This is a genomic window from Streptomyces sp. NPDC042002 (assembly GCF_055588305.1).
This window is the reverse complement of the sequence record NZ_JBVJCT010000003.1, coordinates 315,071-335,125: the sequence shown is the minus strand read 5'-3', so window position 1 is coordinate 335,125 and position 20,055 is coordinate 315,071. Positions and strand designations below refer to the sequence as shown.

At 71.2% G+C, this 20,055-nt stretch carries 23 protein-coding genes; 12 read left to right on the top strand and 11 right to left on the bottom strand.

Annotated elements, in window-relative coordinates:
• Positions 1 to 49: 49 nt before the first annotated feature.
• A complete protein-coding gene (locus ACZ6KY_RS06835; RefSeq protein WP_469309242.1) occupies positions 50 to 2,101 on the bottom strand; it encodes a VMAP-C domain-containing protein in 2,052 nt (683 codons plus the stop codon).
• Positions 2,102 to 2,169: 68 nt separating this feature from the next.
• Complete coding sequence (locus tag ACZ6KY_RS06830; protein ID WP_469309241.1) at positions 2,170 to 2,616, bottom strand: CU044_2847 family protein; 447 nt, start codon at positions 2,614 to 2,616, stop codon at positions 2,170 to 2,172.
• 152 nt (positions 2,617 to 2,768) lie between these two features.
• Here ACZ6KY_RS06830 and ACZ6KY_RS06825 point away from each other — a divergent pair, with 152 nt between their 5' ends.
• On the top strand, positions 2,769 to 2,954 hold the full coding sequence (locus ACZ6KY_RS06825; protein ID WP_030190019.1) for a DUF6104 family protein: 186 nt from the start codon (positions 2,769 to 2,771) through the stop codon (positions 2,952 to 2,954).
• A gap of 204 nt (positions 2,955 to 3,158) precedes the next feature.
• Here ACZ6KY_RS06825 and ACZ6KY_RS06820 read toward each other — a convergent pair whose 3' ends face one another.
• On the bottom strand, positions 3,159 to 3,998 hold the full coding sequence (locus ACZ6KY_RS06820) for a hypothetical protein (protein ID WP_469309240.1): 840 nt from the start codon (positions 3,996 to 3,998) through the stop codon (positions 3,159 to 3,161).
• 165 nt (positions 3,999 to 4,163) lie between these two features.
• Here ACZ6KY_RS06820 and ACZ6KY_RS06815 point away from each other — a divergent pair, with 165 nt between their 5' ends.
• Both ACZ6KY_RS06815 and ACZ6KY_RS06810 read left to right on the top strand, forming a co-directional pair.
• A complete protein-coding gene (locus tag ACZ6KY_RS06815) occupies positions 4,164 to 5,225 on the top strand; it encodes a DUF4097 family beta strand repeat-containing protein (protein WP_469309239.1) in 1,062 nt (353 codons plus the stop codon).
• 1 nt (position 5,226) lies between these two features.
• A complete protein-coding gene (locus ACZ6KY_RS06810) occupies positions 5,227 to 6,306 on the top strand; it encodes a PadR family transcriptional regulator (protein ID WP_469309238.1) in 1,080 nt (359 codons plus the stop codon).
• Between the two features lie 335 nt (positions 6,307 to 6,641).
• On the opposite strand, the gene ACZ6KY_RS06805 is transcribed toward ACZ6KY_RS06810, so the two are convergent.
• The 4 genes from ACZ6KY_RS06805 to ACZ6KY_RS06790 form a co-directional block, all read right to left on the bottom strand.
• Complete coding sequence (locus ACZ6KY_RS06805) at positions 6,642 to 7,211, bottom strand: Clp protease N-terminal domain-containing protein (protein ID WP_469309237.1); 570 nt, start codon at positions 7,209 to 7,211, stop codon at positions 6,642 to 6,644.
• Positions 7,211 to 7,420, bottom strand: a complete 210-nt coding sequence (locus tag ACZ6KY_RS06800; protein WP_010984411.1) for a helix-turn-helix domain-containing protein — start codon at positions 7,418 to 7,420, stop codon at positions 7,211 to 7,213. Before ACZ6KY_RS06800 ends, ACZ6KY_RS06805 begins: the two co-directional genes overlap by 1 nt.
• Positions 7,421 to 7,551: 131 nt before the next feature.
• Positions 7,552 to 8,517, bottom strand: a complete 966-nt coding sequence (locus ACZ6KY_RS06795; RefSeq protein ID WP_469309236.1) for a zinc-binding dehydrogenase — start codon at positions 8,515 to 8,517, stop codon at positions 7,552 to 7,554.
• 284 nt (positions 8,518 to 8,801) lie between these two features.
• Positions 8,802 to 10,025 (bottom strand): NAD(P)-dependent malic enzyme, encoded by a 1,224-nt coding sequence (locus tag ACZ6KY_RS06790; RefSeq protein WP_469309235.1) that lies wholly within the window; start codon positions 10,023 to 10,025, stop codon positions 8,802 to 8,804.
• Between the two features lie 539 nt (positions 10,026 to 10,564).
• Between ACZ6KY_RS06790 and ACZ6KY_RS06785 the strand changes: the two genes are divergently transcribed.
• From ACZ6KY_RS06785 to ACZ6KY_RS06775, 3 genes are read left to right on the top strand one after another with little or no spacing between them, the layout of a single operon-like run.
• Positions 10,565 to 11,512: an ABC transporter substrate-binding protein gene (locus ACZ6KY_RS06785; RefSeq protein WP_469309234.1), complete on the top strand. Its 948-nt coding sequence runs from the start codon at positions 10,565 to 10,567 to the stop codon at positions 11,510 to 11,512.
• A gap of 28 nt (positions 11,513 to 11,540) precedes the next feature.
• A complete protein-coding gene (locus tag ACZ6KY_RS06780; RefSeq protein ID WP_469309233.1) occupies positions 11,541 to 12,506 on the top strand; it encodes an amino acid ABC transporter permease in 966 nt (321 codons plus the stop codon).
• Complete coding sequence (locus ACZ6KY_RS06775) at positions 12,503 to 13,264, top strand: amino acid ABC transporter ATP-binding protein (protein ID WP_469309232.1); 762 nt, start codon at positions 12,503 to 12,505, stop codon at positions 13,262 to 13,264. Before ACZ6KY_RS06780 ends, ACZ6KY_RS06775 begins: the two co-directional genes overlap by 4 nt.
• A 188-nt stretch (positions 13,265 to 13,452) precedes the next feature.
• On the opposite strand, the gene ACZ6KY_RS06770 is transcribed toward ACZ6KY_RS06775, so the two are convergent.
• A complete protein-coding gene (locus ACZ6KY_RS06770) occupies positions 13,453 to 14,211 on the bottom strand; it encodes a class I SAM-dependent methyltransferase (RefSeq protein ID WP_469309231.1) in 759 nt (252 codons plus the stop codon).
• Positions 14,212 to 14,311: 100 nt separating this feature from the next.
• Here ACZ6KY_RS06770 and ACZ6KY_RS06765 point away from each other — a divergent pair, with 100 nt between their 5' ends.
• Positions 14,312 to 14,941 (top strand): CGNR zinc finger domain-containing protein, encoded by a 630-nt coding sequence (locus ACZ6KY_RS06765; RefSeq protein WP_469309230.1) that lies wholly within the window; start codon positions 14,312 to 14,314, stop codon positions 14,939 to 14,941.
• Here ACZ6KY_RS06765 and sodX read toward each other — a convergent pair.
• Positions 14,845 to 15,279 carry a nickel-type superoxide dismutase maturation protease gene (sodX, locus tag ACZ6KY_RS06760; RefSeq protein WP_469309229.1) on the bottom strand — a complete coding sequence of 145 codons (435 nt, stop codon included), beginning with the start codon at positions 15,277 to 15,279 and terminating at the stop codon, positions 14,845 to 14,847. The genes ACZ6KY_RS06765 and sodX overlap by 97 nt on opposite strands.
• Positions 15,280 to 15,424: 145 nt before the next feature.
• Here sodX and sodN point away from each other — a divergent pair, with 145 nt between their 5' ends.
• Positions 15,425 to 15,820, top strand: a complete 396-nt coding sequence (gene sodN, locus ACZ6KY_RS06755) for a superoxide dismutase, Ni (protein WP_469309228.1) — start codon at positions 15,425 to 15,427, stop codon at positions 15,818 to 15,820.
• Positions 15,821 to 16,005: 185 nt separating this feature from the next.
• Here sodN and ACZ6KY_RS06750 read toward each other — a convergent pair whose 3' ends face one another.
• Positions 16,006 to 16,203: a hypothetical protein gene (locus ACZ6KY_RS06750; RefSeq protein ID WP_328553504.1), complete on the bottom strand. Its 198-nt coding sequence runs from the start codon at positions 16,201 to 16,203 to the stop codon at positions 16,006 to 16,008.
• 350 nt (positions 16,204 to 16,553) lie between these two features.
• Here ACZ6KY_RS06750 and ACZ6KY_RS06745 point away from each other — a divergent pair, with 350 nt between their 5' ends.
• Positions 16,554 to 17,879, top strand: coding sequence for a DUF2254 family protein (locus tag ACZ6KY_RS06745; RefSeq protein ID WP_469309227.1), 1,326 nt, complete (start codon positions 16,554 to 16,556; stop codon positions 17,877 to 17,879).
• 221 nt (positions 17,880 to 18,100) lie between these two features.
• Here the strand turns inward: ACZ6KY_RS06745 and ACZ6KY_RS06740 are convergent, their stop codons facing one another.
• Positions 18,101 to 18,238 (bottom strand): hypothetical protein, encoded by a 138-nt coding sequence (locus ACZ6KY_RS06740; protein ID WP_469309226.1) that lies wholly within the window; start codon positions 18,236 to 18,238, stop codon positions 18,101 to 18,103.
• Positions 18,239 to 18,491: 253 nt separating this feature from the next.
• Between ACZ6KY_RS06740 and ACZ6KY_RS06735 the strand changes: the two genes are divergently transcribed.
• The 3 genes from ACZ6KY_RS06735 (at position 18,492) to ACZ6KY_RS06725 (ending at position 19,974) form a co-directional block, all read left to right on the top strand.
• Positions 18,492 to 18,905, top strand: a complete 414-nt coding sequence (locus ACZ6KY_RS06735; protein WP_469309225.1) for an SHOCT domain-containing protein — start codon at positions 18,492 to 18,494, stop codon at positions 18,903 to 18,905.
• A 206-nt stretch (positions 18,906 to 19,111) separates the two neighbouring features.
• The gene (locus tag ACZ6KY_RS06730) at positions 19,112 to 19,492 is read left to right on the top strand and encodes a helix-turn-helix transcriptional regulator (RefSeq protein WP_469309399.1); all 381 of its coding nucleotides are present in this window, start codon (positions 19,112 to 19,114) and stop codon (positions 19,490 to 19,492) included.
• 62 nt (positions 19,493 to 19,554) lie between these two features.
• The gene (locus ACZ6KY_RS06725) at positions 19,555 to 19,974 is read left to right on the top strand and encodes a VOC family protein (protein ID WP_469309224.1); all 420 of its coding nucleotides are present in this window, start codon (positions 19,555 to 19,557) and stop codon (positions 19,972 to 19,974) included.
• Positions 19,975 to 20,055 lie beyond the last annotated feature (81 nt).

Below are 20,055 nucleotides of genomic sequence, written 5' to 3'. Positions count from 1 at the left end.
CACTTCGGCCTGGTTCGAGCGTCGCGCGACAGTGGGTCCACGGATGCGGTCATGGCGCCTCCAGCAGGTCCCCGGTCCCGGGCAGGGGCCGGCGCGGGTCGTCGTAGAACAGGGCGATCCCGTCGGCCCAGTAGGTCTCCGGGCGGCCCTCGCGCAGCCCGGCCCGCAGGGCGTGCACCAGTTCGGGGAGCCGGTCCGCGCGGCCCGCGCCCGCCACCGTGTCGCCGGCTCTTCGGTGGAACTCGCCGCAGACCGCGTCGGACTGTCCGCGCCAGCGCCGCCACAGCGCGACGCCGTACCCGCCGTGCACGATCCGTACGAGCGCCACCGGGTCGTCCTCGAAACGGTGGTCGCCGTAGCGGCAGAGCACCGGGACGGTCTTGTGCGGCAGCCCGCGCAACGACTCCGCCGCCGGTACGGGTACCCGCAACCCGTCCTCGCAGTCGAGGACTTCGGCCTGGGCGCCGTGCGCGTGGATCCACCGCCAGCGGGCCTCCCGCTCGTGCCGCTCCTCGTCGGCGGGGAGCTGCTTTCCGGCCGGGGCCGCCGGGTCGGCCGGCTCGGGCAGCTGCTCCCGGTCCGCGCAGCGCACGACGACGGGCCGGTGCGCGCCGAGCGGCGGCTCGCCTGGCCCGGACTGCCAGGCGTCGACGTCGAGTCCGAGCAGCAGATGGGGCAGCGCTACCTGGAGGTCGGCGGGCCTCCCGGGTTCGTCGCACTGGCGGAAGGCCTCCGACAGGGGTGGCCCGAGAACGGCAGGCAGGTCCTCCAGCGGGGTGCGCTCGCCGTCGCGCAGTCGCACCACCTCGCCGGTCGGCCGGCCCACCGAGACGTGCCAGTCGCAGCGGCCCGGCTCCCAGCCCAGCTGCTCCAGTTCGAGCAGAACGAAGAGGCGGGGCGCACGGTCGGCGCTGTGCGCGGTGCCGTGCGCCGCCTCTGCTTCCGCCGCCGACGGACCACGAGGCGCCAACTGGAGCCGCTCGATCCACTGTTGGCCGAGGCGACGCCGGTACGCCGGGCCCGGCCTGCCCTCGGCGGTCTGCCGCACCCACTCCCACAGTGCCCGCTCGGCGGCCTGCGTGCCGGGCGTGACGAAAGGGCGTTCGGCGGACATGGCCCGCATCGCGTAGTCGAGGACGAGGTCCAGGGCGGCGTCCTGTCGCGAGCTCTCGTACAGCGCCCCGAGGCCGTCGCGCCAGCCGCGCGGCGCCGGATGCGGGATCGCGGTCTGGTCCCCGAGCAGGGATTCGAGCAGGCCGAGCAGGGCGCGGGTGCTGACCGGCGGCGGCAGATCGGCGAGCCTGCCGAGCAGCTGGGTCCGCTCCTCGGGGCTGAGCGCGCGGCCGGGCCGGGCGCCGAGCTGGTTCTGGACGTCGGCCCAGGTGCTGCGATCGGTGTCGGGATGCCGCTGGCGGTCCCGGTGGTAGCGGTCGTGGGCGTGGAAGACGGCGTGGTAGCTGTCGTCGTGCTCGGCCCGGATCTCCTCGGCCGGCACCGGCAGGGACCGTAACTGCTCCACCCCCGTGCAGGTGCCGCCGAGCCCCCGGTCCGTGCGCGACTTCAGGACACCGACGACCTCACCGCGTACGGGGTCGACGACCGGGCCGCCCGAGACGCCGGGCGGCAGCACATCGCCGCCCAGCCGGATCTGCTCGTCGTCGGACCAGCCGCCGAGCGTGCCCTGCACCGTGCAGGTGCCGCTCAGCCTGCGCAGTTCCCCGCCCACCACGGACCAGCCGGAGTAGAGGACGACCGCCTCCTCGTAGTACGCGGCCGGGCGTTCGGTGACATAGGCGCAGTCGTGGTCCACCGGCTCGCGCAGCCGCACGAGGGCGAGGTCGGGGGACGGCCAGGTGCCCCGCACCGGAAGCCCGACATGGTCCGGGAGGGTCGTCGCGATCTCGCCGGCGACGGCGGACGTGCCGCGGCCCGGCCCTGTCTCGTACACCACCGTCACCTTGTCCCCCTTCCCGCTCCGGACCACATGCGCGCAGGTCAGCACCCAGTTCGGAGCGATGAAGAAACCGCTCCCGAGGAACGTGCCGGGTTCGTCGAGGGCATACCCGGGGTCAGCGCGATGGATGCGCACGGTGGCGGCCATGACGAGATCACGCAGCGCACGGTGAGCGTTCCCGGGGCCGCCCGGTGCGCCCGGGGCGCGCCCGTCCGTCATGCTCCGCCCCCGCCGGAGGTGTCGGTGGCGCCGCCGTGCGCCGGGGCGCCGGGAGACGCGCCCGCGTGCGGGGCTGCCCCGGTCTCCTCCAGGTCCGGCGGACCGCCGTTCCAGGTCAGCGTCACGGTGATGCCCGCCTTGGCCTCGCCGTCCGCGAGCAGCCCGACCACCTTGCCGGCCTTCGCCGTCAGCTCGATGCCGAACTCGACGCTGACCTCGTCGGGCCGCACCGCGCGCAGGGGCGCGGCGAGCGAGCGCGCGACACTGGTGATCACCGAGTGCAGGCTCTCGACCTGCGCCTCGACGCGCTCCCCGAAGCCGACGTCCGTCAGCGACAGCTCGCCGCCCGGCTCCTCCAGCTCGTCGGCCCCCGAGATCCGGGCCCACACCGGTGTTCCGTCCGGCATCTCGATCCGTGCGATGCGAGTCACCGCGTCACTCATGGCATCCCCCGTTCCCCACGCCCCCGTGGTGCGGCCGACCTTGCAGGCTAGCCGCAGGGGGTCGCCCACGACAGAGGCCCTCCATGGGCCCCGCGCCCCCGCCTATCCTTTTCCCAGCGTTCCACTTCCCTTTCACCCACGGAGCACCATCCATGTACTTCACCGACCGCGGCATCGAGGAACTTGAGAAGCGGCGCGGCGAGGAAGAGGTCACCTTCGAGTGGCTCGCCGAGCAGTTGCGTACGTTCGTCGACCTCAACCCGGACTTCGAGGTACCGGTGGAACGGCTGGCGACCTGGCTGGCCCGACTGGACGACGAGGACGAGGACGAGGAGTAACCCGCCCCTCCGGCACTCTTCTTGTCCCGTGGGGGGCTCTCCCTCCGACGGGGTGGCTCTCCTCCCGACGGGGTGCCGGTCCTCTCCGCGCGAGGGCGTCCAGTCCCTCACGTCCTTCACGGCAGGGCGACCGGTTCTCCGGAACGCGGCGGCCCGGCTCGACCCCGGCTGGAGCGGGTCCGCTCCCGAGGGGCGGCGAGCCCGTCAGTCGTAGGCGCGCAGGTGGTCGTACGCGAGCGCGAGGGCGCCGCGGAGCGTCAGGACCGCGCCGACGACGGTCCAGCCGCCGCTGTGGCGCCGCACTCCCCACGCGGTGAGCGGGAGGCCGACGGCCAGCTGGGCCACGGCGAGGGTGCGCGCCCTCGGGCCGCGCAGCCAGGGCCCGAGACCGCCGCTCTCCACGACGTCGAGTTCGGCGCCCACGGCGGCCCGCCAGCCGGTCCACTCGATCTGTTCGGCGTCCGGCCGGACCCGGACCGCGTCACGGAGCCGGTCCATGGGTTCGCCGGGATCGAGTCCGGCCGGAAGCAGCACTCCCGCGCGCGCGAGGACGGCGAGCAGCCCCGTCACGCGCGCGTGGGCGTCGGCCGCCGGATCGGGCCGCGTCAGCGGTTCCAGGGCCTGCATGTCGAGCACCGGGTCGAGACCGAGGCGACCGGCGAAGGTGCGCATCGCCTCGTCCTGGCCGACCGGGGTGCCGTTCGCCAGCCATTCGTAGCCCACGGTGCGACGGAAGCCCGAGGCGAGGGTGAAGCCGCTGCGGTCGGTGTCCCACCACAGGGCGAGGACGGGCCAGGGGGCGCCGACGGCGAGCGCCGCGGCCCAGCCGGTGAGCACCCGGTCGACGGGTTCCGCGCCGTCCTGCCAGGGCCTGCCCTCGGGAACCAGCACGCTCCACTCGGGTCCCGCCCCGGCGAGCAGCATCCGCTCGCGCAGCAACTGGGCGGCGGGACCGACCGAATCGGGACGGGCCCGGCACAGCAGCACGGCCCCGGGGGCCTGGACCGGGTGATCGTCCCGGGACGCACCGGAGGCAGTCGACATAGCACCACTTTAGGGCGATTTGCCCAGTACAACGCTCCGGTGATCCCCAGAACGGGTGTCTTGACTTTCCACATCCGCGATATATCGTGAATAACGGAAGACGCGATATGGCGCGTCGAGCTCGGACTCGTATCGGGGTCCGGTCCGGTCGAGGAGGTCTGCACCATGTCCGAGTGGTCCGTGACAGAGCCGAAGAAGCTCTCCTTCGACGGCCCCGTGCAGACGCTGCACGTACGCATCGTCAACGGAACAGTGAACGTCGTGGGGACCGACGAGGGTTCCGCCCGGCTGGAGGTCTCCGAACTGGACGGCCCCCCGCTCCAGGTGACCCAGGAGAACGGCACGCTCACGGTGGCCTACGAGGACCTGCCCTGGAAGGGCTTCCTCAAGTGGCTCGACCGCAAGGGCTGGCGCCGTGCGGCGGTGGTCTCACTGGCCGTCCCGACCGGCACCCACGTCGAGGTGGGCGTGGTCGGCGCCGCCGCCGTGGTCTCCGGGACGGACGGGAGGGTGCGGGTGAAGGGCGTCACCGGCGACACCACGCTCGTCCGCGTGGCCGGCCCCGTGCGCGTGGAGACCGTCTCCGGGAACCTGGAGGCCCAGGCCGTCACCGGCGACCTCCGCTTCAACTCGGTCTCCGGCGACCTGACCGTCGTCGAGGGCTCCGGCTCCTCGGTGCGGGCCGAATCGGTGAGCGGTTCCATGATCGTGGACCTCGACGCCGCGGGCGCGCCCACCGACGTCCAGTTGTCGAACGTCTCGGGCGAGATCGCGATCCGGCTCCCGCACCCGGGGGACGCCGAGGTCGAGGCCAACACCGCGAGCGGCAGCGTCTCCAGCGCCTTCGAGGACCTGCGGGTCAGCGGCCAGTGGGGCGCCAAGAAGATCACCGGCCGGCTCGGCGCGGGCAACGGCAGGCTGAAGGCGATGACCGTCTCGGGCTCCATCGCCCTGCTGCGCAGGCCCCCCACGGAGGACGAGCCCTACGAGGACGCCCCGAAGCCCCGGGACACGGCCACGCCGGCCGTCCCGGAGAACACGGCGGACGGCACGGCACACGGGTCGGCGGACGGCACGGCGGATGACACGGCGGGCAACGGTGCCGCCGAGAGCCGGCAGGCCGGCACCGCGACCGACGGCGCCACAACCGATGGCCCCGTAACCGATGACCCCGTAACCGATGGCCCCGCGACCGACGGCACCGCGACCGACAAGAAGGTGCTCTGACATGGCTCCCGTCTTCGCCCACGGCCGACTGCGCCTGTACCTCCTCAAGCTGCTGGACGAGGCGCCGCGCCACGGGTACGAGGTGATCCGCCTCCTGGAGGAACGCTTCCAGGGCCTGTACGCGCCCTCGGCGGGCACCGTCTACCCCCGGCTGGCGAAGCTGGAGGCCGAAGGACTCGTCACGCACACCTCCGAGGGCGGCCGCAAGGTGTACGCGATCACCGACGCGGGCCGCGCCGAACTGGCCGACCGCAGCGGCGAGCTGGCCGATCTGGAGCTGGAGATCCGCGAGTCGGTCGCGGAGCTCGCGGCGGAGATCCGCGCGGACGTACGGGGCGCGGCCGGTGACCTGCGCCGCGAGATGCTGGCGGCGGCCACGGAGGCGCGGTACGGCTCCGCGGGTGGCGCCCGGGCGAAGCAGCAGGACGCCGCGCCGGGTGGAGTCGGCGGCGCCGACGACTTCCAGGACAAGGAGTCGTGGCGGGCGGCGAAGGAGGAGATGCGGCGTGTCCGGCAGGAGTGGAAGGAGCAGGCCCGCCGCGCGAAGGACGAGAGCCGCCGCGCCCGCGACGAGGCGCAGCGTGCCCGCCGTCAGGCCAAGGAGGCGCAGGAGAAAGCCCGCGCACAGGCTCAGGAGGAGATGCAGCGCATGGCCAAGCACGTCCAGGACCAGGTCCAGGACCACTTCGCGCGCGGCGACTGGCCGACGGGCGTCCGCGAGGGACTGACCGAACTGGCCAAGGAGTTCGGCGACTTCGGGAAGAACTTCGGCAAGGACCTGGGGAAGGACTTCGGCAAGGAGTTCGGCTTCGGCCGTACGCCCTCCGGAGCGCCGCCGGAGCCGGAGTACTCGGCCACCCCGGAGGACTTCCCCGCGGAGTACGAACCCGCCTGGGCCCACGAGGACCCCACCGGCAACCCCGGCCGCGACCTGGACCGCCTGCTGGACCGCTTCCGCGACGACATCCGCGACGCGTCCCGCGACCACGGCGTCACGGAGGATCAACTCCGGGATATCCGCAGCCACTTGTCGGCAGCGGCGGCCCACATCGGATCGACGTTGCGGAGCAAGCGGCTGTAGCTTCCCCGGGCCCTTCACCCCGGGGGCCGCCCAAGCCGGCGGGACCGTACACACGGCCCCGTCGGCGGTGAGCTCGCCCACCGGCCTCGTCGGCCCCCACCGGCTCTCACGGCCTCCGCCGACCCCGCACGGCCACCCACCCGACGGATCACGTCGGCGGTGAGCTCGCCCACCGAGCCTCACCGGCTCCCACCAGCCCTCACCGGCCTCCGCCGACTCCCGCCGACCTGCACGACCACCGGCCCGCACGGATCACGTCGGCCCGCCTCCCCCTGGCCACGGCTCCTCCTCGCCACGGCCGACCCGCTTCCGTCGTTCACCTCACCTCAGGCCGCTCACCCCGCCTCCGCCACGCCGTCCTCCCCGTACAGCACCCGGGTCACCGACCGGTACGTGATTCCGTGATCGGCCAGTACCTCTCCGGCGACCCCGCCTCGCAGGGTGATCGCCAGCAGCAGGTGCTCGTCCCCGATGTGACGGTCCCGTCGGGCGACGGCGACCCGCAGAGATCGCGTCAGCGTTTCCTTCGCGCTCTGCCCGAAGGGCCGACGCGAGGTCCGTCTGCCGTTACCGGCCCGCTTTCCCGACTCCAACGCCCCCTCCCCGTGCGCCTCCTCGATCCGGGAGACGATCTCGGTGAGGTCGATACCGAGCCCGGAGAGGGCGTCCGCGTCGGCGCGCGACAGCCCGCCCCGGCGGCGCGCCTCGGCGAGGTCCCGCTCCAGCGACTCCCGGAACCCGGCCGCCCCGAGCGACGTCAGGACGAAGGAACCCCGGCTGCCCTCCCGGTCGAGGAGGGCCAGCAGCATGTGCTCCTCCTCGACGGTCCCGGCCCCCACCCGCTCGGAATGCGACACCGCGCCCTCGACGACGGCACGCGCATCCTTCGTGAAGCGTTCGAACATCACTGCCTCCCGTACTTCTTGTGCACGGCCTGCCTGCTCACTCCGAGTTCCGCGGCGATCTCCTGCCACGACCAGCCCTGATTGCGCGCACTGCGCACCTGTACCGCTTCCAGCTGCTCCAGCAGCCTCCGCAGCGCGGAGACCGCCCGCAGCCCGATCCGCGGATCGCGATCACCCGCGCGCTCGGCAAGATCCGTTGCTTCGGTCATGACGTCAACCTACGTTGACATGCCTCTCGTGTCAACCAGCATTGACATCCTCGCCCGCCCCGGCACGCGAGACGGCGGGCCCGGAAACCCGGACCCGCCGTCTCGTGTGCCCCCGCAACCCCGGCCGGGCATCAGCCCGTTGTCAGTACGATCTTGCCGAACAGGTCGCCGGACTCCAGCCGTTCGAACCCCTCGCGGGCCCGGTCGAGCGGCAGCACCTCGTCGATGACGGGCCGCACACCGGTGGCCGCGCAGAAGGCCAGCAGATCCTCCAGCTCGTCCTTCGTCCCCATGGTGGAGCCGACCACCTTGAGCTCCAGGAAGAAGATCCGCGTCAGCTCGGCGTGCGAGGGCCGGTCACCGCTGGTGGCACCCGAGATGACGACGGTGCCGCCGGGACGCAGCGACTTGACCGAGTGCGACCAGGTGGCGGCGCCGACCGTCTCGATGACGGCGTCCACCCGCTGCGGCAGCCGCGCCCCGGACTCCAGCGCCTCGACGGCGCCGAGTTCGATCGCCCGCTTCCGTTTGGCCTCGTCCCGGCTGGTCGCGAAGACCCGTAGCCCGGCGGCCTTCCCGAGCACGATCGCGGCGGTGGCCACACCTCCGCCCGCACCCTGCACGAGCACGGAGTCACCGGGCCGCACCCCGGCGTTGGTGAACAGCATGCGGTACGCCGTCAGCCAGGCGGTCGGCAGACAGGCGGCCTCCTCGAAGGACAGCTCCCTGGGCTTCGGCAGAACGTTCCACGCCGGTACGGAGACCTGCTCGGCGAAGGTGCCCTGGTAGCGCTCGGTGAGGATGGACCGGGGCTCCTCGGGGCCGACCCCGTGCCCGCTCTGGCCGATGACGGAGTGCAGGACGACCTCGTTGCCGTCCTCGTCGATTCCGGCGGCGTCGCAGCCGAGGATCATCGGCAGCTTGTCCTCGGCGAGGCCGACCCCGCGCAGCGACCACAGATCGTGGTGGTTGAGGGAGGCGGCCCGTACGTTCACGGTCGTCCAGCCCGGCCTCTGTTCGGGGGCCGGACGCTCCCCCAACTCCAGGCCGTTCAGCGGCTGGTCACGGTCGATTCGGGCGGCATAGGCAGCGAACATGACCTTGACGATAGGCTCCGCCCCCGGCCGGGGGAACCGCCTCCCGCTGTGACACGTCCCCCACCGACCGAGTGGCCCCCGGCACAGGCTGCCCTCGCCCTCAAGTGCCGGACGGGAAACTCGGCCCCTCCGGCGTTCGAGGAGCGGGGGTCCGGGGGCAGCGCCCCCGGTACGGGACGGGCAGGGGCGGAGGGGGCGAGAACCACCCGCCCGGACTCTCCCCGCAGGCAAAAAAGCCGGCCCCGCCGGAAGGATCCCGGCGGGGCCAAGTACCGCACACCACGTCAGCGGCGGGCGACGCCCTCCGCACGGGCGGCCGCGGCCACCGCGGCCGTCACCGCCGGAGCCACCCGCTCGTCGAACGGCGAGGGGATGACGTAGTCCGCGGCGAGGTCGTCCCCGACGACCGCGGCCAGCGCGTCGGCGGCGGCGATCTTCATGCCCTCGGTGATCCGGGAGGCCCGGACCTGGAGCGCGCCGGCGAAGATCCCCGGGAAGGCCAGCACGTTGTTGATCTGGTTCGGGAAGTCCGACCGCCCGGTCGCGACGACGGCCGCGTACTTGTGGGCGATGTCGGGGTGCACCTCGGGGGTCGGGTTGGCCATCGCGAAGACGAAGGCACCCTCCGCCATGGAGGCGACCGCCGGCTCCGGCACCGTACCGCCGGAGACCCCGATGAAGACGTCGGCGCCCGAGAGCGCCGCCTCCAGCGAACCGGAGATCCCCGCCTTGTTGGTGATCTCCGCCAGTTCCCGCTTGACGTCCGTCAGATCGGTCCGGTCGCGCGACACGACGCCCTTGCGGTCGGTGACCGCGACATCGCCGAGGCCCGCCTCCAGCAGGAACTTGGCGATGGCGACGCCGGCCGCGCCCGCGCCGGAGATCACCGCGCGCAGCTCGCCGAGCGAGCGCCCGGTGAGCCTGGCGGCGTTCCGCAGGGCCGCGAGGGTGACGACCGCCGTCCCGTGCTGGTCGTCGTGGAAGACGGGAATGTCCAGCCGCTCCTGGAGCTTGCGCTCGATCTCGAAGCACCGCGGCGCCGAGATGTCCTCCAGATTGACGCCGCCGAAGGAGGGAGCGAGCCGGACCACCGTCTCGACGATCTCGTCGACGCCGGTGCAGGCGAGCGCGATCGGCACCGCGTCCACACCGCCGAACTGCTTGAACAGGATGGCCTTGCCCTCCATGACGGGGAGCGAGGCCTCGGGGCCGATGTCACCGAGCCCGAGCACTGCCGTGCCGTCGGTCACCACAGCGACCACGGACGACTTCCACGTGTAGTCGTGGACGAGTTCCGGCTGCTCGGCGATCGCGCTGCACACCTTCGCGACGCCGGGCGTGTAAGCCAGGGACAGGTCGTCCTTGTCGCGGATGGGCACAGTGGCTTGCACAGCCATTTTGCCGCCGCGGTGCAGCGCGAAAGCCGGGTCGAAGGCATCGAGGGGCTCGGCCCCGCCTTCGTGATCCGTAGTGCTGTCGCTGCGAGGATTGACGATCTCCGCTGCCACTTTGTTTTACCCCTTAAGTCTTTATTATTTGAGGGTGACCACTCCTGGTTGAGGGGTGGGCGGGCACCGCGCAGGCCCTGCCGCCGTGGTTGCGTACGGGCCGCTGCGCGACGGGCGCGCCGCACACGCGCCCTGAGCCCCGGATGAGGGGTGTAAAGAACCTTCTTACCGGACGGACGGTGTCGAGGACGAGTGGATAGAGCCAAGATCACACGTCGGTGAGATGACTCATCCCCGGATCCATTGACACTTCCCGACATGTCCTTGTTCGGCCACGAGTGCCGCGTAGCGGTCGTCCGCACGGCACGATGCACCGCAGATCTTCCGGCCGGAAGGTGGGATTCCCGCACAAGATCCGGCCGTGCCCTACCGGCCCGTAACGGTTCGGGGGTCACCCGTTATCCGATTTTGACATAGCGGGCACCCTGAATCGCGCAATCCGAATGGCAAGATGCCGTCATTACACGAGGTCGCGACACTCGATGGTGTGTGTTTCCGTCGACCTATCGGCTACTCCCAGATCCGCCGGAGGAACCCTCATGACCGCACGCACCACCCGTCGTACCACGGCCGCGTCGTCCCGGATAGCAGCGGTCGGTGCGATCGCGGTCGCCGGCGCCCTCATCCTCACCGGTTGCGGTGACCAGACGAAAAGCAACGGCACCGCCAAGGCCAACAGCGCTCCCCTCTTCTCCAAGCTGCCCAAGAAGATCCAGGACGCGGGCGTCATCAAGGTCGGCACGAACGCCGAGTACGCCCCCATGGAGTCGACCGAGGGCAGCAAGATCGTCGGCGTCGACCCGGACCTGGCCGACGCGCTGGCCAAGCAGCTCGGTGTGAAGTTCGAGTTCACCTCGGGCTCCTTCGACGGCCTGATCACCGCCGTCAACTCCGGCCGCTACGACATCGGCATGTCGTCCATCACGGACAACAAGCAGCGCCAGGAGGGCCTGGACGACAAGGGCAAGAAGCTCGGCGAGGGCGTCGACTTCGTCGACTACTTCACGGCCGGTACGGCCATCTACGTGAAGAAGGGCAACCCCGAGGGCATCAAGGGCATCGAGGACCTCTGTGGCAAGACGGCCGCCGTGCAGCAGGGCACGACGTACGAGACGGCCCTGAAGGACCAGTCCAAGAAGTGCACGGACGCCGGCAAGAAGGCCATCGACATCGAGTCGTTCCAGAACGACACCGAGGCCCAGACCCGTGTGAAGTCCGGCGGCGCTGTGGCCGGCATCAACGACTACCCGGTGGCGGTCGACCTGTCCAACAAGGCCGACGGCGGCAAGGCCTTCGAGGTCATCAACAAGCAGTACGACGCCGGCCCGTTCGGCATCATCCTGAACAAGAACAACACGCAGCTCCGTGACGCGCTGAAGGACGCCGTCGACGCGATCATCAAGGACGGCTCGTACAAGAAGGTGCTGGACAAGTGGGGCGCCCAGTCCGGCGCGATCGAGCAGTCCGCGATCAACGGCGGCAAGTAAGCCGAGCGCACCACTGAAGGGCAGTCACGTGACTGACAATCTCGACAAGTCCGCCTCGGACACCCCGCCTCCGGGCGACACGGTGTCCCAGAGCGGAACCTCCGGGCCCGCCCCGGAGACCATCAAGGCGATCCCCGTCCGGCACTACGGCCGGTGGGTCAGCGGCGTCATCGTCGTCGCGCTGCTGGTGGCGCTCGGCGTGGCGTTCTCGCAGGGCAACATCCAGTGGCACACGGTCGGCAGCCAGCTCTTCGTGTCCAGCGTCGTCCAGGGCGCCGGCCGCACGCTGCTGATCAGCATCCTCGCCATGATCGTGGGTGTGGTGCTGGGCGTCGTCCTCGCGGTGATGCGGCTCTCGAAGAACCCGGTGACCAGCACGGTCGCGTGGCTGTACATCTGGTTCTTCCGCGGCACGCCGGTCTATGTCCAGCTGCTGCTGTGGTTCAACCTGGCGCTGATCTTCCCCGTCCTGAATCTCGGGCCGATCTACAAGAACAACATGACGGACGTCATGACTCCGTTCATGTGCGCCCTGCTGGGCCTCGGCCTGAACGAGGCCGCGTACATGGCCGAGATCTGCCGCGCCGGCCTGATGGCCGTCGACGAGGGTCAGACGGAGGCCGCGCAGGCCCTGGGCATGAGCCACACCAAGACGCTGGCGCGGATCGTGATCCCGCAGGCGATGCGCGTGATCGTGCCGCCGACCGGCAACGAGTTCATCAACATGCTGAAGACCTCGTCGCTGGTGTACGCGGTCACGTACAACGAGCTGCTGCGTTCCACCTCGGCGATCGGCTCCACGTCGTACGCCGTGATGGAGATGCTGTTCGTCGCCTCCATCTGGTATCTGGCCATGACCAGTGTGTTCAGCGTCTTCCAGTACTACCTGGAGCGCTACTACGCACGCGGTTCCAGCCGCAGCCTGCCGCCGACCGTCTTCCATAAGATCAAGGCGAACATGCTTGGGCTCGGCAGTGGAAGGGGCAAGGCATGACCGCGATGGTGAAGTCGGAGGGCGTACACAAGTCCTTCGGCCCGGTGGAGGTCCTCAAGGGCATCAACCTCGAGGTGAACACCGGTGAGGTGTTCTGCCTGATCGGCCCGTCCGGCTCCGGCAAGTCGACCTTCCTCCGGTGCATCAACCACCTGGAGAAGATCAGCGCCGGCCGGCTGTACGTCGACGGCGACCTGGTCGGCTACCGCCAGAAGGGCGACAAGCTCTACGAGCTCAAGGACAGCGAAGTCGCCCTGAAGCGCCGGGACATCGGCATGGTCTTCCAGCGCTTCAACCTGTTCCCGCACATGACGGCCGTCGAGAACGTCATGGAAGCGCCGATCCAGGTGAAGGGCACGAAGAAGTCGGACGCCCGGGACCGCGCGATGGAACTGCTCGATCGCGTCGGCCTGTCCGACAAGGCGAAGAACTACCCCTCGCAGCTGTCCGGCGGCCAGCAGCAGCGCGTGGCGATCGCCCGCGCGCTGGCGATGGAACCGAAGCTGATGCTCTTCGACGAGCCGACCTCGGCCCTGGACCCGGAGCTGGTCGGTGACGTCCTCGACGTCATGCGCGATCTCGCCGAGTCCGGTATGACGATGGTCGTCGTCACGCACGAGATGGGCTTCGCCCGCGAGGTCGGCGACAGCCTGGTCTTCATGGACGGCGGTGTGGTGGTCGAGTCCGGCAACCCGCGCGACGTCCTGACGGACCCGCAGCACGAGCGCACGAAGTCGTTCCTGTCGAAGGTCCTCTGACCGGGACGTCGACACTCCTGAGCGCAGGGAACAAGGGGCGGTACGGGTCTCCCGTACCGCCCCTTCCCCATGGCCCCGCCTGCCCTGAGAACCAGTGCTGTCCCGCACGCAAAGAGCCCTGCCGTGCTTGCGTTCCAGGACGGCGCCGAACTCCCGCCCCCAGAGCGGACGCACAGCTCGCGGTCGGCCTACTTGACCGCGAGCACCAGCGCGTCCGAGGGGGAGCGCCACACCGGCCGCGCCTCCCCGAAGCCCTGTTCGCGCAGCACGCGCGCGTGCCAGTCGGCGGAGGGGGTGTCGCCGTCGGCGTGCTCGCCGTAGATCTCGAAGCGGCGGGCGGTGGGTCCGGCGAGGACGGGGTCCTGGGCGGCCACCTCCCACCATTCGGCCCAGTCGAGGGCGCCGTCCTTCTTGGCCTGGTCCATACGGGCGTGCCGCTGGGCGCGCTCGGCCGCGTCGATCCGGGGTGTCGTCTCGTCGGGCATGTGGTCGGCGTTCATGAACACGCCGCCGTCGCGGACGAGTTCGGCGAGCTGGCCGTAGAGGGCGGCGAGGGGTTCGCTGTGCAGCCAGTGCAGGGCCGTGGCCGTCAGCACGGCGTCGTACGTGTCGTACGGCAGCGAGGCGCGCCACCGCGGGTCCAGGAGGTCGGCGGTGACGAGGGAGACGCGGTCGTCGCCGGCGAAGGTGCCCTCGGCGATGGCGAGGAGGGCGGGGTCGAGGTCGACGCCGGTGCTGGTGGCTCCGGGGAGGCGGGCGAGCAGCCGGGCGGTGATGGTGCCGGTGCCGCAGGCGAGGTCGAGGACGCGGGGCGCGGGTCCGACGAGCGCCTCGGTCATGTCGAGCATCACCCGGAAGCGGTCCTCGCGGTCCGGCAGGTACCACTCCTGCTGCCGGTCCCAGCTCCGCTGCCAGGCGTTCCAGTCGGTTCCGGTGCCGATGGCCATGAAAGCCCCTCATCCAGACGGCCACGTAATACCCTGTAAGCGCGATCGTCTGTTACCTGACCGCCGTCACGACGATAGAGTGCCTCCGTAAGGACTACAAGTGGAACTGGCCTATTACTCGGATTACGCCGTCCGTCTCGTCAACACCGAGGAACCGGCCCGGGGCAAGGACGCGCTGACCTCGGTCGAGGCCGTCCGTGACCTGTTCGGGGGCAACGCCTCGGCGGCCCGTCGCGCCGCGGAGGCGGACGTCACCCGCTTCCGTTCGGTACGGGCGCGGCTGCGCGCGGTCTTCGAGGCGGCGGACACCGGCGAGGAGACCCTCGCGGTGGACCTGCTGAACTCCCTGCTCCTCGAATTCCCGGTGAGCCCGCAGATCTCGGGGCACGACCACCGCGACGACGACGACCGCCCGCTGTGGCACATGCATCTGGCGGACCACCCGTCCAACGCGACCGCGGGCTACGCGGCCATCGCGGCGATGGGCCTCGCCTTCCATCTGACCGAGTACGGCGTGGACCGCCTCGGCCTGTGCGAGGCAGCGCCGTGCCGCAACGCCTACCTGGACACCTCGACCAACCGCTCCCGGCGCTACTGCTCGGACCGCTGCGCGACCCGCGCGAACGTCGCGGCCTACCGCGCCCGCAAGCGCCTGGAGGCGGACCGCACGGGAAGCACCGGCCTGGCGGCCACCAGCACCCAGCGGACGACGGCGAACGGCGAACGCTGACCCGCCTTCGGCGGCCGGAACCGGAACCGCACCTTCCCGAGGACGAGTTCCTCGGGAACGGTTCCGTAGTCGGTGCTGTCCCCGCCCGCGAACGTGTTGTCCCCGAGCACCCACCAGCCGCCCTCACGGCGCTCCGCGATCCGCTTCACGACGAGCAGGTCCTGCTGGAACGGATGCCGCAGGACGACGACATCGCCCGGCCCCACCCGCGCCCCCCACTGAACGACGAGCCGATCCCCGTGCTGGAGTGTGGGCACCATCGAGGGGCCCGTCACCTCCGCCGCCCCGAACGGCAGCAGGGCCTTCCCCCGCGCGGTCTCCTGCGACAGCTCCGGCATCACCGGCACCTCCCCGGTCCTATCCTCCACCAGTCCCAGTTTCACCCTGGACTTTTGTCCTCAGCCCATGGGGGCACTCGCGAAAACAGGTCTCCTACGGAGTAATGTCCCACCTGAGAAGACGATCACGAGGAAGGACAGCTCAATGCTCTCCCGCCTGTTTGCCCCCAAGGTCAAGGTCAGCGCGCACTGCGACCTGCCCTGCGGCGTGTACGACCCGGCCCAGGCCCGCATCGAGGCGGAGTCGGTCAAGGCCGTCCAGGACAAGATGGCCGGCAACGACGACCCGCACTTCCAGGCTCGCGCCACCGTCATCAAGGAGCAGCGCGCCGAGCTCGCCAAGCACCACGTGTCGGTGCTCTGGAGCGACTACTTCAAGCCCCCGCACTTCGAGAAGTACCCGGAGCTGCACCAGCTGGTCAACGACACCCTCAAGGCCCTCTCGGCCGCGAAGGCGTCCACCGACCCGGCGACGGGCCAGAAGGCGCTGGACCACATCGCCCAGATCGACAAGATCTTCTGGGAGACCAAGAAGGCCTGACCTTCGTCCGGGCCGTCCGACCCGCGTTCTCGCGGATCGCGTCGCCCAGCTGTCCGCACCCGGTCCGCGGGCCGCCGTTCTCGGCGTCCCGACGGTCCGGGTGCGTACTGCTTTCCTGGGGGCGGTCGTGCTTTCCTGGGGGCGGTCGGCACCTCTCGATCAGCCGGACAGCTGACACATCTCGATCACACGGGCAGTTGGCGCATCTCGATCACACGCAGGCCCAGTGCCTGGAACCGGGTGAGCAGTCCATACAGATGGGCGTCGTCGATCACGGTTCCGAAGAACAGGGTCTGCTCCTTCGTACGCACCCTGTCGAGTTCGGCGAAGGCCGTGGCGAGCGTGTCCGAAACAAGGCCGGCGATGCGGAATTCGTAGCGCATACGAGCACTTCCCTCGGGGCCGGGGCGCGGGGTCCGCTGCGATCCCCTGCCATCGTCGGTCCCGCGCACCGATGTGGCATCCCCCGGTGCGGGCGACCTCCGCCCAGCTCAAAACGCTCCCGCTCGCACCCTCGCCACTCCACCTTCCACCCATGCACCGGCCCTCTTCCACCCCGTGCCCCGGCGCTCCGCGCATCGGGCGGGGAAATAGGCCGAAAAGGGTGAGCGGGCGGCGCGCCCGGCGCGGGGTGCTCACCTTCGGCGGGTGATGCGGGTGATCGCGCGGGCGGCGAACCTTGAGGGGCGGGTCCGCGTTCCGCCGGCCCCGGGACCGCCTCGGAGGATGTCCGATGAACGTTCTCGCGGCAGTCGGCCGGGGCGCCGCCGTCCGCACCGGCCGCGCCGCGTTCCGCCGCAGGCGGCGGTTGCGCGCGGGCCTCCTCCAACTGGTCTTCATCGCGGTCGGACTGGGCCTCGGTCTCCTCGTCCCGGAGTTCGCCCGGGGACCCGTGCTGCCGTCCCGCCAGGTGGCCGAGATGCTGCTCGCGACCGGCTTCGGGGTGCTCGGCGCGGCCACCGTCATCTTCTCCGTGCTGTTCCTGGTGGTGCAGTGGGCGGCCACCACCTTCACACCACGGCTCACCCTGTTCCGGGACGCGCCGATCGTGTGGCGGACGTTCGCCTTCGCCGTCGGGACGACCGTCTTCTGTGCCACCGCGGCCCTGACCATCGCCAGCCGGGACAAGGTCTCGGTGGTCCTGCCGATCAGCGCGGGCGTCCTGCTGCTCCTTCTGCTGACGCTGCTGCGCAACCTGCTGCTGCAAGCCGTCGCCGCGATCCAGCTGGCCCCGGTGCTCGGTTCCATCTCCGAACGGGGCCGGCACAACCTCGACGTCCTCTACGCGAGCGGCTTCACCAGCGGCGCGGGAGACCCGGGAGACCCGCCCGGTCCGGACGGTCCGCGGTCGACCGTCCGCTGGCCGAAGGCCGGCGCCGTGCTGCAACGCGTGGACGTGGGCGTGCTGGCGGGCGCGGCACGGGCGGCGAACGCGGTCGTCGTCCTGCGGGTGACCCCCGGCACCACCTTGCAGTGCGGCACCACCGTCGCCGACGTGTACGGCGGCGAGATGCCCGCCTCCGCCGTCCTGCGCGGCCTGGAGACCGGCGCCGAGCGGGTCTTCGACCAGGACCCCGGGCTCGCCTTCCGGCTGCTCGCCGACATCGCGCTCAGGGCGCTGTCCCCGGCGGTCAACGACCCCGCCACGGCGGTGCAGGCGCTGGACGCCATGGAGGATCTGCTGCGCAGGCCGCTCCCGGCGCGGGCCCGGCCGCGTGAGGTCGCGGACCGCGGGGGCGTCCTGCGCGTCGTGGTCCCGCTGCCGGGGTGGGAGGACTTCCTGCGCACCGCTCTCGACGACGTGATCCCGGCCGCCCGGAACTCCCCGATGGTCCTGATCCGCCTCCGGACGCTCCTGGAGGACCTGCGCGGGGCGGGCCACGGCCACGCCGACGCGCCGCTCACCAGGCGGCTGGCCTGGGTGGACGAGGAGCTCGACGCCCGTTTCCCCCGGCTGCGGGACGCCCTCGCGGAGGAGCGGGAGGAGCGGGAGGAGCACGAGGAACGCGAGGGGCATGAGGGGCATGAGGGGCATGAAGAGCTGCCGGACGACGGATGAACGGTCTCCGAGCGGCCCGGGGGCCGGACCCGGTCCCTCGCCCGGGAGCCCGTGGCGGCGGATCCGCGAGCTCACCCGCGGAGGGTGATCCGTCGGGGCGGTGGGTGACCGCACTCTGGAGCCGAAGAAAGACGTCACGCGTCAGAGAGGGCACCGCTCATGGCCTGCATCCAGCGGCAGATCCGGCCCGTGCCGGGCATGCCGTGCCCCGGGCCCGTCCGTCACGGCCCGAAGGACCCCGAACGGTCCTTCGCGACGCCGTGGCCCTCGGGGTCCCCGCGGCGCACGCCGTCGACGCGGCCGCCGCAGCCCCCGGACGGCGCACCGAGCACGCCGATCACACCGGACGACGTCGTCACGGCACGCCCCGTGTGTTCGGGGGCCCCGCTCGCCCCCCGCCTTCGAGCATCTGTCCGCCGGCGGACACCGTCGTACCGTCCGCCCCACCACCGCGCACCGACCCGCCAGGCCCTGCTGACCGGCCGCAACCCCCCGCTGGACGGGCCTGGGCGGAATCCCCGAGATCGCGACCCGGCGCCCGGCGACAGTTCGATCCGCCCGACACCAAGGCAACGCTCGCGGAGATGTCGCACAACCGACAGGAGTTCGACCATGAACGGCTCGACGCTCAATCTGGCAGCGGACTACCCCCTGCTGAACGTCTTCTGGACCACGATGTGGTTCTTCCTCTGGATCCTCTGGTTCATGCTGCTCTTCCGCGTCATCGGGGACATCTTCCGCGACGACGCGCTGAGCGGCTGGGGCAAGGCGGGCTGGTGCGTCTTCGTCGTCATCCTGCCCTTCCTGGGCATCTTCGTGTACCTGATCGCGCGGGGCCGCGGCATGGGTGAGCGCGAGATGAAGCGCATCCAGCGGAGCCAGGAGGACATGAACTCGTACATCCGTGAGACCGCCGGGACCACCGGCAAGGCCGACGAACTGGCGAAGCTCGCGGACCTCAAGAACCACGGCCACATCACGGCCGAGGAGTTCGAACAGGCCAAGGCCAAGGTCCTCGCCGCCTGACGGCACGGACACCCCCGCGCACGAATGACCGCCGCCGTCCCCCGGGCCAGTGATCCCCCGGGGGACGGCCGGCCGCGTTCCCCCGCTGGAGCCTGGGGGCCGCGGAAGTCCGGGGCCCCGTTGTCGGTGGCGCGTGCCATTCTGGGGATGTGGGAAATCCCAGACCGCTCGAAGACCTGGTCCGGTTGCGGCAGGCGCGCGACCGGATGAACCGCGAGTACGCGGAGCCGTGGGACATGGCCACGCTCGCGCGCACCGCGCTGATGTCGCCCGGGCACTTCCAGCGGAGCTTCAGGGAGGCGTTCGGCGAGACGCCGTACACCTATCTGATGACGCGCCGGATCGAGCGCGCGAAGGCGCTGCTGCGGCGCGGCGACCTGACGGTGACCGAGGTGTGCTTCGCGGTGGGCTGCGCCTCGCTGGGTTCGTTCAGCTCGCGGTTCACGGAGCTGGTGGGCGAGACCCCCAGCGCGTACCGGGCCCGGCCGCACGACCACGGCGCCCCCATTCCGTCCTGCGTGGCCCGTCGGCTGACCCGCCCGGCCCGCCACCGCAACCCGGAGGCGGAACCTGGCACGCGCCTTTAGCGGCTGCCGTTCGGGGCACGCGACGGACGCGTGAGGCGCCGGACAAGCCCTAGGTTGGACGCATGGATCTGAAACTCTCCCAGTGCTTCATCTCCGTCGACGACCACGACAAGGCGCTCGCCTTCTACCGCGACGTGCTGGGCCTGGAGGTCCGGGGTGACGTCGGGTTCGAGGGAATGCGGTGGGTCACCGTCGGTTCGCCGCTCCAGCCGGACGTGGAGATCGTCCTGGAGCCCCCGGCGGCGGACCCGGACGCCTCGCCCGCGGACAAGCAGGCCATGGCCGAGCTGCTGGCCAAGGGGATGCTGCGCGGTGTCATCTTCTCGACGACCGACTGCGACGAGCTCTTCGAGCGTGTCCGCGCCTCGGGCGCCGAGGTCCTCCAGGAGCCCGCGGACCAGCCGTACGGCCTGCGGGACTGCGCCTTCCGCGACCCGGCGGGCAACCTCCTGCGCTTCGCGGAGAAGCGCGGCACCGGCTGACCCGGGCCGCACCCGCCGGGCGCGCGCCGCAGCGGCCGACGCGCGACCCGCCCGGCACAACACTTGGCTGACCCGGGCCAC